General features: G+C 45.6%; 14 protein-coding genes and 2 tRNA genes. 6 read left to right on the plus strand and 10 right to left on the minus strand.

The features are described 5' to 3' along the window. The first annotated feature begins 12 nt into the window (after positions 1 to 12). Entirely contained in the window at positions 13 to 2,079 is a 2,067-nt protein-coding gene (locus V1358_RS16520) for a S9 family peptidase (protein ID WP_347394246.1), read from the plus strand. Beyond that, positions 2,069 to 2,662 (plus strand): DUF938 domain-containing protein, encoded by a 594-nt coding sequence (locus tag V1358_RS16525; RefSeq protein WP_347394247.1) that lies wholly within the window; start codon positions 2,069 to 2,071, stop codon positions 2,660 to 2,662. The genes V1358_RS16520 and V1358_RS16525 overlap by 11 nt, the downstream gene beginning before the upstream one ends. Here V1358_RS16525 and V1358_RS16530 read toward each other — a convergent pair. Genes V1358_RS16530 through V1358_RS16540 form a run of 3 tightly spaced genes read right to left on the minus strand, consistent with a single transcriptional unit; the run spans position 2,639 to position 5,675 of the window. Beyond that, positions 2,639 to 3,793 carry a GNAT family N-acetyltransferase gene (locus tag V1358_RS16530; RefSeq protein ID WP_347394248.1) on the minus strand — a complete coding sequence of 385 codons (1,155 nt, stop codon included), beginning with the start codon at positions 3,791 to 3,793 and terminating at the stop codon, positions 2,639 to 2,641. The two genes, V1358_RS16525 and V1358_RS16530, sit on opposite strands and share 24 nt — an antisense overlap. A 4-nt stretch (positions 3,794 to 3,797) precedes the next feature. Beyond that, positions 3,798 to 5,138, minus strand: a complete 1,341-nt coding sequence (locus V1358_RS16535; protein WP_347394249.1) for an alpha/beta hydrolase — start codon at positions 5,136 to 5,138, stop codon at positions 3,798 to 3,800. Positions 5,139 to 5,192: 54 nt separating this feature from the next. Continuing rightward, positions 5,193 to 5,675, minus strand: a complete 483-nt coding sequence (locus V1358_RS16540) for an Lrp/AsnC family transcriptional regulator (protein ID WP_347391486.1) — start codon at positions 5,673 to 5,675, stop codon at positions 5,193 to 5,195. Positions 5,676 to 5,797: 122 nt separating this feature from the next. Here V1358_RS16540 and V1358_RS16545 point away from each other — a divergent pair, with 122 nt between their 5' ends. Together V1358_RS16545 and V1358_RS16550 are read left to right on the plus strand one after the other, a co-directional pair. Further along, complete coding sequence (locus V1358_RS16545; RefSeq protein ID WP_347391487.1) at positions 5,798 to 6,970, plus strand: PrnB family protein; 1,173 nt, start codon at positions 5,798 to 5,800, stop codon at positions 6,968 to 6,970. A gap of 3 nt (positions 6,971 to 6,973) precedes the next feature. Continuing rightward, positions 6,974 to 8,083 carry an aminotransferase class V-fold PLP-dependent enzyme gene (locus tag V1358_RS16550; RefSeq protein ID WP_347394250.1) on the plus strand — a complete coding sequence of 370 codons (1,110 nt, stop codon included), beginning with the start codon at positions 6,974 to 6,976 and terminating at the stop codon, positions 8,081 to 8,083. Here the strand turns inward: V1358_RS16550 and V1358_RS16555 are convergent. The 5 genes from V1358_RS16555 to V1358_RS16575 form a co-directional block, all read right to left on the minus strand. After that, positions 8,066 to 8,572: a DUF4124 domain-containing protein gene (locus V1358_RS16555; protein ID WP_347394251.1), complete on the minus strand. Its 507-nt coding sequence runs from the start codon at positions 8,570 to 8,572 to the stop codon at positions 8,066 to 8,068. The genes V1358_RS16550 and V1358_RS16555 overlap by 18 nt on opposite strands. 168 nt (positions 8,573 to 8,740) lie before the next feature. Continuing rightward, positions 8,741 to 9,148: a hypothetical protein gene (locus tag V1358_RS16560; RefSeq protein WP_347394252.1), complete on the minus strand. Its 408-nt coding sequence runs from the start codon at positions 9,146 to 9,148 to the stop codon at positions 8,741 to 8,743. 292 nt (positions 9,149 to 9,440) lie between these two features. After that, positions 9,441 to 9,533 (minus strand) — tRNA-Ser (locus V1358_RS16565). 22 nt (positions 9,534 to 9,555) lie between these two features. Further along, a tRNA-Ser gene (locus tag V1358_RS16570) sits at positions 9,556 to 9,646 on the minus strand. Positions 9,647 to 9,818: 172 nt separating this feature from the next. Then, positions 9,819 to 9,959 (minus strand): hypothetical protein, encoded by a 141-nt coding sequence (locus tag V1358_RS16575; RefSeq protein ID WP_347391491.1) that lies wholly within the window; start codon positions 9,957 to 9,959, stop codon positions 9,819 to 9,821. A 276-nt stretch (positions 9,960 to 10,235) separates the two neighbouring features. Between V1358_RS16575 and V1358_RS16580 the strand changes: the two genes are divergently transcribed. Further along, a complete protein-coding gene (locus V1358_RS16580) occupies positions 10,236 to 11,105 on the plus strand; it encodes a diacylglycerol/lipid kinase family protein (protein WP_347394253.1) in 870 nt (289 codons plus the stop codon). On the opposite strand, the gene V1358_RS16585 is transcribed toward V1358_RS16580, so the two are convergent. Continuing rightward, positions 11,097 to 12,020, minus strand: coding sequence for a DMT family transporter (locus V1358_RS16585; protein WP_347394254.1), 924 nt, complete (start codon positions 12,018 to 12,020; stop codon positions 11,097 to 11,099). The genes V1358_RS16580 and V1358_RS16585 overlap by 9 nt on opposite strands. A 95-nt stretch (positions 12,021 to 12,115) precedes the next feature. Between V1358_RS16585 and V1358_RS16590 the strand changes: the two genes are divergently transcribed. Continuing rightward, entirely contained in the window at positions 12,116 to 13,570 is a 1,455-nt protein-coding gene (locus V1358_RS16590; protein ID WP_347394255.1) for an aminotransferase-like domain-containing protein, read from the plus strand. A gap of 34 nt (positions 13,571 to 13,604) precedes the next feature. Here V1358_RS16590 and V1358_RS16595 read toward each other — a convergent pair whose 3' ends face one another. Beyond that, a complete protein-coding gene (locus V1358_RS16595) occupies positions 13,605 to 14,387 on the minus strand; it encodes a YggN family protein (RefSeq protein ID WP_347394256.1) in 783 nt (260 codons plus the stop codon). Between the last annotated feature and the right edge of the window lie 248 nt (positions 14,388 to 14,635).

A 14,635-nucleotide genomic window follows, 5' to 3' on the forward strand; every position in this document is an offset into this window, starting at 1 on the left:
TCGAGGTTGTTTGTGCAAGCCCCTATCGCTAAAAAAATCCCTTTTTTGTTAGAAAATCACGGTCATCAGCGCCAAGATAATTACTATTGGATGCGTGATGATGAACGTCAAGACGATGAGGTTTTGGCTCATTTGCGGGCTGAAAACAGTTACTGCGAAGCTAAACTAGCGCCTACACAGCACAGACAAAAAGCGCTATTCGAAGAACTTAAATCACGCATTAAAAAAGACGACAACACTGTGCCTGTTCGCGATGGTAAATACTGGTATCACAGCGAGGTTTCGGGCGACCAAGAATACGCGAAGCATTTTCGCGCTGACACCTTTGATGGCCAAGGCAAAACCTTGTTGCTTGATGTCAATGAGCTTGCGCACGGGCATGAGTTTTATGACTTAGCAGATATGGCGGTGAGCCCAAATGAGCAATGCCTTGCCTATTGTGAGGACTACAGCGGTCGTCGTATCTATCAAGTCAGATTTAAAGATCTATTAACTGGTCAGTTATTGGCGGATGAGTTGAGTGACTGCGAAGGTCAGGTTGTTTGGGCGAACGATAATCAAACCGTTTACTACGTTAAAAAAGACCCACAAACCCTACTTGGCTATCAAGTATTTCGTCATCGCATGGGTACAGCGCAAGAGCAAGATGAGCTGGTGTATGAAGAGCAGGACCGTAGCTTTTACATGGGGTTGGGTAAAAGTCGTGACGAGAGTCTTATTTTTATCGACCTTGAAGCTACTGAAACCAGTCATACCTATGTACTTGACGCTAATGATGCCAATGCTCAAGCTGTAGAACTCACTCCCAGAATAATGGGCCACCTTTACGATGTTGATAAGCTCGGTGAGCAATTTTACATCGTCAGTAACCTTGATGCCAAAAACTACCGGTTAATGCAGGCAACTACGCAGACCATTTCAAATCCAGATGCATGGCAACAAGTGATTGCTCATCGTGAATCCGTGCTGCTAGAAAGTGTGGAGTTGTTTAACACCTACTGGTTGGTCACTGAGCGAGAATTGGGCCAAATTCGTTTCGTTGTTTACCAGCATGAGCAGGGGCAAATGCTGGGAGAAGGTAACGTATTGGCATTTGATGACCCATGCTATTTCGCTGGTGTGGGTATGAATCCAGAGCCCAATGTGAGCAAGGCGCGTATCTATTACAGCAGCCTCACCACACCGGGCAGTTTGTATGAATTTGATCTGGCCAGTGGTGAGCGTGTATTGCTCAAGCAGCAACAAGTGCAGGGGGATTTCGATCCTGCGCTGTACCAAAGTGAGCGCTTAATGATTACGGCTCGCGATGGCGTCAAAGTGCCAGTTTCACTTGTTTATCGTCGTGATAGTTTTAGTAAAGATGGTACCAATCCACTGCTGCAGTATGGTTATGGAGCATATGGCATTACCATCGACCCAAGCTTTTCCAGCGGCATTTTAAGCCTGTTAGACCGTGGTTTTGTTTACGCTATCGCTCATATTCGTGGTAGCGAAATGCTTGGCCGCGCGTGGTACGACGCGGGTAAACTCACGCAAAAGCAAAACACCTTCAATGACTTTATCGATATCACCCAAGCTTTGATTGAGCAAGGGTATGGCGATGCAGATAAGGTGTGTGCCAGCGGCGGCAGCGCGGGTGGCTTATTGATGGGCGCCGTGGTTAATCAAGCTCCTCACTTGTACCGTGCGATTGGCTGTCATGTACCATTCTTGGATGTGCTGACTACCATGTTGGATGAGTCTATCCCGCTGACGACTAACGAATATGACGAATGGGGTAACCCTAATGATGAGCAGGATTATCACACCATTGCTGCGTATTCACCGTATGACAACATCCAGTCACAAGATTACCCGCATATCTTAGTTACCACAGGACTGCATGACTCTCAGGTGCAATACTGGGAGCCGATGAAGTGGGTTGCTAAAATGCGTGAACACAAAACAGACGACAATCTGTTGTTGTTTAAAACCGACTTAGAGAGCGGGCATGGTGGGGCATCTGGTCGCTTCAAGAGCTTAGAAGAGAAAGCCTTGGAATTTAACTTCTTCCTCACGGCATTGGATTATGAAGATTAGTGGTTTGTCGCAGGCCTGCGAGAATAATAAAGAACCTATTTTGGCACAGCTCGAGCATATGTTTGCTCACACAAATACGGTGCTGGAGATAGGCTCAGGGACCGGGCAACATGCCCTGCATTTTGCCCCAAGGCTCCCTCATTTAATTTGGCAACCCAGTGATTTAGCATACAACCACGCGCTCATTAACGAAGTGATCAGCTATGCCAAGAGTGGCAATATTGCGTCACCGCTGGCCTTAGATTTAGCAGAGCCTTGGCCCGTAGAGCGAGTCGATGGCATATTTACAGCCAACACCTTACATATCGTCAGCACAGACCTCGTTGTGTCATTCTTTGCAGGCGTAGCAAAGCATCTCGCGACAAATGGTGTACTGTGTATTTATGGGCCATTTAATTACCAAGGTGAATATACCAGCGCCAGTAATGCGCAATTTGATGCGCATTTACGCGCCAGAGACCCGCAAAGCGGTATTCGTGACCAAGGGTGGGTTGTTGAATTGGCGAATACCGCAGGGCTTGAACTTAAAGCTGATGTGGCCATGCCAGCGAACAATCGCTTATTGCACTTTGTAAGGAGATAGCAGCTCGCAGTCTTGTCTATACAAGTCGTGTTGCGCGTTTTCTCTAGCAAAAAAATCGCTAATGGCTGCGGCAAACGGGCTGTCTACTAAACGGTGGCAAGAGTGGGTAAAAATGGGCTCAAACCCTCGTGCGATTTTATGCTCGCCTTGAGCCCCGCCGTTGAAATAGGTGAGGTTATTGTCGATACAAAATTCAATGCCTTGGTAATAGCATAACTCGAAATGCAGGTGGTCAAAGTGCTCACTGCATCCCCAATAGCGCCCGTATAGGGTGTCTTTATTTCGCAAAAATAAGCTTGCAGCAACCGGCGTATCATCTTGCTCTTTAAATGCACTTATCACCACCAAGCTTTCGTGCATGTGCTGCCATAGCAGGGCAAAAAATAAGGGGTTAAGATAGCCAGTATGGCCAGAGCGTTTCAGATATGTACGCTGATAAAAACGACTGAGAAGTTGCATCTGTTCCAACGTTACCTCGTCGCCAGTAGCCACCTCAATACGCAAACCTGCCGTGGATGTTGCAAGCCGTTCTTTGATTATATTTTTGCGTTTTCGCGCTTTGAGTTGCTCAGTGAATACATTAAAACTGTCATAGCCACGATTTTGCCACTGAAACTGCACGGTTTTGCGCCGCATACAAGGTAGCTTCTCTATTTCATCAGCCAATTGCGGTTCACAAAAGTTGATGTGCCAACCCGACCATTGTTGCAATTTAGCTTGGTGTTCTAATGCTGCCTCAATAGCAGATAAAGCTTGAGTTGTGGGTATGGCGGTTCCAATAGCTATGCGTTTGCCTGTAACAGGTGTAAAGGGCACCGCACAAATCCATTTGGGGTAGTAGTCAAAGCCATGCGCTTCATACGCCTCAGCGATAGACCAATCGAATACGTATTCGCCATACGAATGGCTTTTGATGTACCCAAGACATAGCGCCACGAGTTCGTCTTGCTGATACAAACCCAAATGAAAAGGTTGCCAACCCGTTTGCGCACTCACGCAGCCACTTTGTTCGAGTGCATGTATAAACTCATAGCTTGAGAACGGGTCATCATCGACTTTAAACAAGGATTGCCAATTGTCTTTCCCGACTTCTTCAGCTGAGGTGAAAAAGTGAGCGCGCAAATGTTGCATGGTATTATTTCACGTTCTCAAGAAAGTGGACCATATCTTGTTCTAACTCATTGAAAAATGGGTTGTAAGTTAAGCGTTTAAGCACGCCTTTCGCTAAGTTTTGCTCAGTGCGCTCACCAACCAGTACGTCATCATCACTTTTACAAGCGCGATAAAGCGTGTCGTCTTCAAGGTATGAGCCGCAGTTACGATAAGTGCCTTGTTTACCGTAATACGGGTGTGCAGGAGAATTGATCACACTGATATGGGAAAGACTTAACACCTCGTTGCAAGGGGGCATACCTGGCTGGCATGCGTAACTAGCAATGGTGTGTTGTTTGCCTAATGCCCCAACGGCTCTGCTTTTGTCGCCGTAATACACAAGCACATCGTTTAGCGTGTTCGGGCGCTCTGCAGGGTTGTGCCAAAGCTTTGCTAAAGCCAGCGTTGCTCGCGCATCTATGGTGGTGTCGACGTCACTTTGGGCTATGAATAAAGGCAGATTTGGCAGTTCTTTTTTAGCCAGCTTCTTCGGGGTGATGCGGCGCATCGCCTCATGGGCGAGGGTCGCGGCGGCGAATGGAAATGACTCATATTTTGCAAAGTCGATGTCAGCATCTTCATCAATCCAATTCACAAATGGGATGCGATCAACCCATTTCGACATCCAGCCATTTTTATTGTGCGGCTCAGTTGCAGGGGACCACAACATCACTGCGCGCACTTGTTTGGGCGCTGGCTGCTCGGTTAAATGTGCTATAGCAAGGGCCGCCCCGGTTGAATAGCCGCCGATAATAACGTTGTCATAGTCTTTGCTAGTTCGGGCTATGGCGTATTCAGTAATTTCTTGCCATTGCTTAAAGTCGACTTCGCGCAAATCACTGGCCGCCGTACCATGCCCTGGCAATAACACAGTGCGCACGTTATAACCTTGGTCGTAAAAGAACGCAGCTAACGAGTGATAGGTGAAGGGGGAATCTGTGAGGCCATGGAATAACAAGGCGACTTTGTTTGAGTTCGCATGGCGCAGCTCAAATGGGCTCAATAAATCGACTACTTGCAGTGAGTCAGGCAGTTGCTTTTGTGCCTGCAGTAATTGCACGGTTTTTGTGTTGATAGGGCAAGGCCATGTCGATCTGGGATTACGTTTAGAAATGGTGTCGCGAGCATGTTGCAGATAGCGACTAAATTCAGGTAATTTGGCCAAGTCGAGGGTGTTAACTTTTGCTTCATTAACCCAGCGATAGGTCCCTTTGGCCTTCGCCGCCATTGTATAGTCAATGTCATCGATGTGGCTCAGGCACGTTTGTGCCCAGCTTAGTGAACTAACAAAGCCCAGAAGGCTAAGTAAAAACAAACGCATCATATTGATCCCCAAACGGTTTATAGTCGCCAGAATAGCAAAGACGATGTATGGCGACTAGTCGAGAGGCACTTGCCATCGTGAGAAGGTCTGCTTGAGTACCACAGTAGATTCAATAGCGCCTATATCGCCACAAGAACCTAAAGAGTGTTTTACAAATAGCTCATAGCTGGCTAAGTCGCGCGCGATGATTTTTAGCAGGTAATCATATTCCCCCGTGATCACCGAGCATTCTTGGATTTGTACAAACCCCGCGACATGATCTTCAAAGCGGTTGGCCGCAGAGGCTGAATTTTGAGTGAGTTTAACTAAGGCGTAAACACAAATGGTGTAATCAAGGCGAGCGGCATCTAGGCGCGCGTGATACCCCTGAATATACCCTGCCTGCTGCAGCTTGTTGATGCGGCGGATCACTGGAGTGTCTGACAAACTAACTTGCTGTGCCAGCTCACTTACCGGCATGCGCCCGTCTTGCTGCAAGAGTGCAAGGAGTTGGAGATCTTTGCTGTCTATTTTTATTTTTTGGCTATCATCACTCATAAAATAAATTTTTTTACTACTTTTCACTAACTATAGCTGTTTTTAAGGGTGAAAGTTAAGTAATTCCACTTACAGCACTATGCTATGTTATTGCCATTCATAGGCTTATTACGAACACCACAATGACAACACATAGCCGAGCATTCGATAACTGGATGCGCACAGATTTCGTTGACATCAACAACCAACTAGAAGACCTCTATTGGCAACAAGAAGATAGGGCCAATGTTGAGGGCGTAGGTGATGCGCTCAAGCAGCAATTAGTGGATCAGGGCAATGCCTTGATCAAGCACCTAGTAGCCGAGGGTAACACCGATGAGGGGTTCGACAACGCCTTTGATTTGCTGGGCAATGTGGGGCTGTTTATGGCAGCATGTCGTCGCCATGAAATTACCGAACCATCGCGTGAAACCCATTCTCCTTTACTTGATGCTTCAACCTTAGCGATGCACATAGGTGCGTCAATCGGTGTCACCCCACGTTTTGCAACTGCCCACCTGTGTACGCACAATAGTGCTATCAACGGTCTATACAAACGCTTCACCGATTTAGAAGACGAAAAGCTATTTGTTGATTACAACACCAAAGGTATTTTGGCCTACAAGCGCGCCGCTGATGCGTTATTACGTTTACAACCTCTGGGGATTTCACATCCGATTGCCGCTGATTTGCTAGCCGTGGTCGAGCAAGCGCTCAAAGATGTGATGCAAAGTAACAATTATCTCTTCCAGAACTTAGATACAGACCGTTTCTTCTATTGCGTGCGCCCTTATTACAAGCCGTATCGTGTGGGGAAAGAGGTCTATCGTGGTGCTAACGCCGGTGATTTTGCTGGTATTAACGTGATTGATATGTTGTTGGGGTTATGCCAAGCCAACGAAACAAGCTATTCGCAAATGTTGGTAGATAAATTCTTGTATATGATGCCAGAAGATCAAAAGGTGTTGCGCCACTGCATGCGTTTGCCTTCATTTATGGATGAGTTTTTAAATGTTGGTGAGGAGCATCACAAGGCATCGTGGTTTCAAGAAAACCTAAAGGCATTTTTAAAGGTGTGCAAACTACATGGCCAAACAGCAATTCAACACCACAATCAGTTGGTAGAAAAATATATTCGTATTCCAAACCAAGATTTAAAGGCGCCTCATCAAGAGAAAGTAACGGCGAGTGGGCCGCCACTGCCTGTACTTCTTGCACAGTTGGAGAAGCTGCGTGATCGTCGTGCTGCGCGCCCAAGAGATGATATATTTACTCGCTACAATGACATTACCCGCTTAACAGAGTTACTGGATTAAGGCATGAAAGAACAGTTTATTTTACCTGATAGTACTTACTTGCTGAGTCACTCGGTTGGCCGCCCGCTTAAGAGTGCTCAACAGCACTTTAGCGATACTTTCTTTGCTCCTTGGGAAAAGGGTCAGACGGAACCTTGGCAGCAATGGCTGTCGGGTGTGAATGACTTTACACAGCAGCTAGCGAAGCTATTCAACAGCGATGCAAAGTTGTTTTGCCCTCAGGTCAATCTATCCAGCGCGCTCACTAAATTGGTGCACGCACATCCGCGTTTAAATAAAGCGAAGTGCAAAGTGCTAATGTCTGAGCAAGACTTTCCAAGTATGGGATTTGCATTGCAAAAATCCTTGTCTGAAGACAGTGAAATTGTGTTTATTCCTGCCTCTCAAGACGTATGTGATGCGAATGTTTGGCAACAGTACCTAACGGCGGATATTGATTTAGTGTTTATCTCGCAGGTGTATTCTAACTCAGGAAAACAAGCACCCGTTGCCGACATCTTAGAGGCTGCTAGGCAACGAGGAGTACTGAGTCTAGTGGATGTGGCCCAGGCCGCGGGGATCATCCCTATTAATTTGGCCTCTTTGCAGCCGGATTTCATGATTGGCTCAAGTGTTAAATGGCTATGTGGTGGCCCCGGTGCCGCATATATTTGGATAAGCGAAGCGCAACTTCCAGCATGTGAACCAAAAGATGTAGGTTGGTTCTCACATGAAAATCCATTCGAGTTTGATATTCACCATTTCGCGTACCACGATAGTGCCTTGCGATTCTGGGGAGGAACTCCCAGTGTAGCGCCCTATATCTTGGCCGCGCATAGCATTGCTTGGTTTAATGATTACGGTGTAGAAAAAGTGCGTAGCCATAATTTGGCGATGCAACAATTAGTAATAGAAGCTCTTGGGGAGATTGTCGTCTCGCCAACGCGAGCGGAACATCGCAGTGGCACGCTTATTTTGAATTTGGGTGCGCAACAATCACAGCTAGTGCCATGCTTGCAAAGTGCAGGAGTGAGTGTTGATGAGCGTCACCTTGGTGCTCGTGTGTCATTTCACCTCTATAACGATGAGGATGACGCTCGCCAGCTAGTGCACGCATTACAGCGGCTGATTTGATTCAGCTGCTGCTTCGTTAATTCTCTTTTTGACTTCTTGCAGCTTGGTAATTGCTTGCTGTTCGTTTTCTATACGCGACTTGAAGTTCAAATTTGCTAATGATGCTTGTTGTTTTTTCGCATCTTCAATAGATTTCGCGCCCAAGTAATTCGCAGTGGCTTGATTAATATTTTCTATTTGTGCGAGCTGCTCAGCCAGCATGGTTTCGTACTTCTGTATGTTCTTTTGGTGCATCGCAATTTCACGGTCAATCTTCTGATCAGCTAAAAAGCTATCAACCTCGGTGACCCCAGGTTTGTCCTCTTCCTTTGCTGAATCGTCACTGTCATTGGTGGACTTGCTGTACCGTACATCAATGACTTGAGCATCTTTGCCACAAGGAAGTTGGCTAAACGTAGGCACACCATTTACTACACATTTATAAACCGCTGCTTGGCTGGGCAAGCTCATAAGTGCAATCAGGCCAACCAAAAAGATTGGGTATTTCATAATTTATGTCCGTCGAACTGGTTAATACGATTCTAGAAGCTTGAGGGTCAAAAGCAACTCTAGAGGCGGTAAATATCTCAGTGGATTAATAGGTTAAGTATAAAAAAGAGTAAAAGAATCAGTTGCTAATAAGGTTTATAAGAACTGAATTCTTTGTTTTTATCTGCATTAAAACTTTATCTGCATATATTCCGCAGAGCCCGTCATGTTCGCAAGTTGCCACGTCCCCTGAATTTGCTTGTTGCCGTCAATAACTGACACCTCAAAGCGATATTCAATTGATTCAGCCCCATCATCATATGTTTTCAATAAGGTGATGGACTTACCATTAATAAACCCAGTTAATCGAGAAGGCCTACCAACGAGCTTTGGATTTTGGCTGGTATTTTCTTCAATCATACGTGCACTCAGGCTTTGGCCATTTTGTTCGATAACCATCGCGGTGATAACGGGCACCCTGGAGGGGGCTGAGTCATACTGGTAACTCCCGAGCCACATACCTGAAACATCAATGTTGCGAGCATGCGCTAGCGAAGTTGAGAACACGATAGCCATCAAGGCAATAAGGAGACGCATAAGTTATTCACTGAGTATCTATAATCTTATTTTATAACCTTATATTAACAACTTAATGTGCAGATGCATAATGCTGTTTGGGTTATTTGGTGAAGCTAATTGCATAGGAGTGGGGTTTTGATAGGCATCAACTCGGGATGAGCACTCGTGTATCCTTACACTCGCCCCTGCGGGCGCGTATGCGGCTCAAAATGTTCCAGACATTTTGTCGAACGAAGGGTCCAAACCAAGTCCGCCTACTCAAAATTTAGTTATAAAAAAACCGCCACAAAGGCGGTTCTTTTAAAACTAATGGCGGAGAAGGAGGGATTCGAACCCTCGATAGGGCTACAAACCCTATACTCCCTTAGCAGGGGAGCGCCTTCAGCCACTCGGCCACCTCTCCGGCGCGAATCAGTTTGTTAATTTGGCGGAGAGATAGGGATTTGAACCCTAGATACGCTATTAACGTATGCCGGTTTTCAAGACCGGTGCTTTCAACCACTCAGCCATCTCTCCATGGGGTAGGATAATACTGAGCCAAAAGGGCGGTGTAAATAGGAAACGGATCGTTTGCTTGATTTTTGTGCTAATTCAGAGGGGGATAAACGAATTTTAGCGAGATTGGGTGCTAAGTTGGTTGGTTCTTAGCACCGTCACAGGTAGAGCAAAGTAACATTAGAGTAATTAATTACTTGTAACGTACAACTCCGCTTAATGCTAACTCTTTACCGAAACGGTTTAGTTTAGCCATCATCTTTGCTCTGCGTTTGCTTGGTTTAACTGCTACGTGATTTGCTGCTGTTTGATTTAGCGTATTTACTGGATTCATGGTGCCTGCTCCGCGTTGTGCCTATGGTTGAAAACAAGGCTATTTTGCAACCAGTGCGGTTAAAAATAAAACGATTTATTTTGGCCCATTCGGATAAATAATTCTAATCCGATTAATGATTTGTTAAGTTATTTTCAACGCGAAATGTGCATGGATATGTTATGACTAACTTGTCTAATTGTGCATGGATAAAGGTTTTTTAGCTTGTTAAGTCTATAGGATTGCAATAATGTGCATATTTATTCAGATAAATCATATTTGTTTTAGGTGTGCTTTTTGAGTCGTTCAAATACCTTTTTAATCCTGTATCATCCTTTGCAAACGAAATCGCAATTAAAAAATGTGCGTCAACACCTTGATGAGCGTGCCCTCGACTATTGTGAAATGGCGACAAGTGGAGATTTTTGTGCGGACTTACACAGCTTACAGAGTTATCACGGAACAGTCTCTCGGGTCATCGTACTCGGTGGCGACGGTACCCTAAACTTAGCGGTAAATGCTTTTGCCAACTCAACGCTAGAGCTCGCCCTGGTTCCCTGCGGTAGTGGTAATGATTTCGCAAGGCAGTGGCGTTGTGATGAGCGCCAGTGGCTTGAAGCCGCGCTCTTTGGGGAAAGTAGTTATATTGACCTAGGCAAGGTGAATGAGCGTTACTTTATCAACATAGCAGGTGTGGGATACGATGCTGCGGTGGTCAAAGCTTGCTCGGGTAAACGCGGCCCTTGGGCGCATTTAAGTTATGCGTGGCAAGGCGTAAGAATGTTATATCGCTACGCCCCTTCAATATTGGCTTTTTCATCAAAGCAAAGCCATCAAAAACAATTGCTCATGATGTGTCTAGCAAATGGGCAGTACTTTGGCGGTGGGATGCGTTTGGCACCTAGTGCGAAAATCGATGATGGCTTTTTGCAATGTGTGCAAATTGGTGCAGCATCGTTTTGGCGGCAATGCCAGGCGCTTATCTTGAGTTATCAGGGCAAGCATGTCCAACTCCCCCAAGTGGATATATCCGAGACTGAACAGCTTCAGGTCCATACAGCGAATATAGGAATCGAGGCGGATGGTGAATACATAGGCACAACCCCCGCCACATTTTCAGTGCAAAAATCAGCACTGCGGTTTGTAGTACCTAGTGCACTAGGCTAGAGCTCTGCGCTGTTTGCGAAGCTTAAATGCATTTGCAACTTTATCAAATGGTGTCAATACGATGGCGTTACCCAACAGTACAAAGATGAAGCCATAAACGGTATTCAACTGCCAAATAAACCCTTCAAATAGCGTGCTTAGTATCACTGCAACGAGCGGGAACAGAACGATGACGTAGCTTGCCTTTTCTGGGCCAATATTACGCAACAACACAAAGTAGCAGGCGAATGCGATAACCGTCCCAAAGGTACTCAAATAAAGTAGTGATAGCCAATAAGTAGCTGTGGTAGTACTAAAATCAAGTGATGCGCCACTGATTAAAACGAAGACTGCTAAGCCAATCATGCTGTACAACATGCCCCATGCATTACCTTGCATGATACCCACTTGTGCATTTGAATTGCGCACGCTGACCATATTGCCGATTGAGGCGACCAGTGTGCCACCCAAGCATAACAGCAAGCCGAACAGGATGCCGTTGCTCAAATCTAGTGTAGCGATGGCCGGCCAAAATAAGATAACGATACCCACCACACCTAGCACTGCACCGAAATAGATGCGTTTGGCGATTGGCTTACCAAAAAACAGACGCGTGTTTACTATGTTCATCAATAATAATGTGCTGAAGGCAATAGAGCTCATAGCCGATGTGAGATAGTGCTGCGCCCAGTAGAGAATAAGATAGTTAGCACCGAAGTTACACAGTGCCAACAAGGCGAAAAACCCATGATCGCGGGAAGAAAAACGCATAGGGAGCTTTTTAAGTAGTACAAAAGACCACATTAAGGCGGCGGCAATTGCAAAGCGTAAGAATAGTGACACTTGGACTTCGACATCACCAAGCTGAAATTCTATTGCGAGCCAAGTCGAGCCCCAAATAAGAACGGTAAAAAAGTAGAGTAAGGCATTTTTCATGGTGAGGATCCGACATTTTTAAAGCTGGTATTTTAAGCTGATTCTGTATACTGTACATAAACAGAAAACGTTAAAATGCACCTATACAGATTGTTATGTCACGGATCGTCAATAAACAAGGCTCAGTCTATTTATACCAGCAAGTCATCGACTTAATTAAAGACATGCAAGCCCATGGCACCCTTAGCGCAGGCGAGAAATTACCATCTCTCAGAAGTATGGCGAATAAGCTTTCTATTAGCATTCCCACTGTTCAGCAAGCTTATCAAGAGCTAGAGCGCCAGGGCGTGGTCAGTGCGCGTGAAAAGTCGGGCTTTTACTTAAATTCGGCTAGCGCGCCTTGCAATCAACTGGGCCGTATCGCACTCGCGCGCCAGCCTGTCGAGGTTAACAAGCAAGTACTTATCGAACAGGTATTTGAAGGGTTGCATCGATCAGGCGTTGTCCCTTTGGGGATTGCTAATCCCGTGGCTGTGAGTTCGACCGACAAAGCGCTCAGTCGCACTATGCGCAGAGTCATGAACGTGGCTGGCAAAAAAGCGATTAATTATGGGCCACATGACGGATTCAGCGCATTAAAGAAGCAAATAATTAACCGCTATCTCGATTTTGCGATTGGTGTAAATGGTGACGAACTTATTATCACTAATGGCGCCCAAGAAGCACTGCACATTGCGGTGCAATGCGTTACCCAAATGGGCGATATTGTGGCGGTAGAATCCCCCTGCTATTTCGGCATCATTGAAATGCTAGAAAGTCTGGGCTTGAAAGTCATCGAAATTCCAATGTGTCCGCAAGAGGGGTTATGTCTTGAAGACTTAGAGCGAGCATTTTCAGAGCATGAAATAAAGGCGTGTATTTTTTCGACTAGCATCAGCAATCCATTGGGCTCAAAAATGCCAAACGCACGGCGCCAACAATTAGTTCGTGTTGTTGAGCAACATGGTGCGGTATTGATTGAAGATGATGTCTACGGTGAGTTGGCCTATGAAGCAGACGATGCCAAACCAGCTCAGTACTTTTCGACCATGGGCAATGTGATCACCTGCTCTTCGTTGTCAAAAACGGCGGCCCCAAGTTACCGTGTAGGTTGGATGATAGCAGGTAAATTTGCGCCACAGGCGCGCCGCCTCAAGCGAGCGATGAGTTGCGCGTCTTCACTGATGAATCAATGGGCTTTGTACGAGTTTATGAACAGTGGCGATTACGACAAAAATTTACGTGTTATGCGCCAGCGTTTGGCGCTAAACAAAGAGCGCATGCGCGCGCTGGTGCAAAGACACTTCCCTGAAGGTACGAGGATGACTAATCCACAAGGAGGATGTGTATTGTGGATTCAACTGCCATCAAATTATGATGTGATAGCGCTATTCCATAAGGCACTAGATTGCGGGATTAGTATTACGCCCGGAGCGATATTCAGTGCCACGGATAAATATCGCCAATGTATGCGCTTAAGCTATGGTGTGGAGTGGAGTGAAAAAATAGAAAAGGCAGTGGCGCTTTTGGGAACGCTCTGCCTGCAAGTGCAAAAAGGGAGAATAGATTGAGTCATGGTTGGTGACTCAATCATTTTGTATTGAGTTAGTTACTGAGTAGTTGGTAGTCCTTAAGCTCAGGAACCATACCGATTAGTTGCTGTTCTTGTGCTGCAAGTTCAGTGAAAGATACACATAGAGCATCAGCGCGTTTTTCAATATTCGCTGCTTGTAACTCTACACGTTGTTCAACTTGTTCACCCAAACGTTCCATGCGTTGCTCAAATTCGTCCATATTGCCGCCCGAGCCGATTAGCTCTGAGCCTAAAGCGATAAATACACTGCCGATTGATTGCAGTACCGCTTGTTCCATTGCACGTTCAAAGTCTTCATCAAACTGGTTTTCAATATCGTTACCCAATTGCTCGAACGTTTTTTTGCCCATCACAAATGCGCCGTTTTGGTAGAAAGTGTGCTCGATGTTCACACCTATTTGCTCAACTAGCTCAGTCAAGGCATCGCTGCTTTGAATGCCAAAGGCTGTGCCAACTTCTTCGATAGCTACGCCTGCGATTTTTACGCCATCTAGCGCGATTTGTGCCACTTCAGGCATGTAAGTGCGCACGTTATCAGCATAATTAGTCAACGCCTGCTGCTGTTGGTCGTTGAGCTCTACTGATTTGCCATCAATACTAAGCTCGCCGTGTTCAAAAACTAAATGCTGATTTTGCTCATTGGTAATTTCAATGCGCTGAGGGTCAATACGTACATCATTTTTAAACTCAATGTTGCATTGTTCTGAGCCAAATGAAATGGAATTAGTGTCCCCAGCGTACGCCGCACCAGAGAGACCGATAGCTGAGATGATAGCAAGTGAAGTAGTTTTCATTTTTTAAATACCTGTTGAAAGAGTGACTTACTTCACAATTCAAATTCGATGCCAGAAAATAAAAACCATATATTTCATGTGTTTATAAATTTGTAGCAAAGGTGGTGATCTTTTTGTTGGTGCATTTGACTAACTTTTAGCGGATTTTTTACGACGCAATGGTGTAAAAAAGAAGTAATTTCATTGTTGTTAACTACGATGTGTCATATCGACCAAATTGTTAATTCAATATGCTTGTCGATACGATA

The sequence above is a fragment of the Pseudoalteromonas pernae genome, from assembly GCF_039831865.1.
GTDB lineage: Bacteria > Pseudomonadota > Gammaproteobacteria > Enterobacterales > Alteromonadaceae > Pseudoalteromonas > Pseudoalteromonas pernae.

Bases quoted from the DNA above. Each gene is read 5' to 3' on its own strand.
- V1358_RS16590 (WP_347394255.1), top strand. From the start codon at position 12,116: ATGTCACGGATCGTCAATAAACAAGGCTCAGTCTATTTATACCAGCAA.
- V1358_RS16595 (WP_347394256.1), bottom strand. From the start codon at position 14,387: ATGAAAACTACTTCACTTGCTATCATCTCAGCTATCGGTCTCTCTGGT.
- V1358_RS16535 (WP_347394249.1), bottom strand. From the start codon at position 5,138: ATGATGCGTTTGTTTTTACTTAGCCTTCTGGGCTTTGTTAGTTCACTA.
- V1358_RS16555 (WP_347394251.1), bottom strand. From the start codon at position 8,572: ATGAAATACCCAATCTTTTTGGTTGGCCTGATTGCACTTATGAGCTTG.
- V1358_RS16530 (WP_347394248.1), bottom strand. From the start codon at position 3,793: ATGCAACATTTGCGCGCTCACTTTTTCACCTCAGCTGAAGAAGTCGGG.
- V1358_RS16560 (WP_347394252.1), bottom strand. From the start codon at position 9,148: ATGCGTCTCCTTATTGCCTTGATGGCTATCGTGTTCTCAACTTCGCTA.
- V1358_RS16585 (WP_347394254.1), bottom strand. From the start codon at position 12,020: ATGAAAAATGCCTTACTCTACTTTTTTACCGTTCTTATTTGGGGCTCG.
- V1358_RS16525 (WP_347394247.1), top strand. From the start codon at position 2,069: ATGAAGATTAGTGGTTTGTCGCAGGCCTGCGAGAATAATAAAGAACCT.
- V1358_RS16575 (WP_347391491.1), bottom strand. From the start codon at position 9,959: ATGAATCCAGTAAATACGCTAAATCAAACAGCAGCAAATCACGTAGCA.
- V1358_RS16545 (WP_347391487.1), top strand. From the start codon at position 5,798: ATGACAACACATAGCCGAGCATTCGATAACTGGATGCGCACAGATTTC.
- V1358_RS16550 (WP_347394250.1), top strand. From the start codon at position 6,974: ATGAAAGAACAGTTTATTTTACCTGATAGTACTTACTTGCTGAGTCAC.
- V1358_RS16540 (WP_347391486.1), bottom strand. From the start codon at position 5,675: ATGAGTGATGATAGCCAAAAAATAAAAATAGACAGCAAAGATCTCCAA.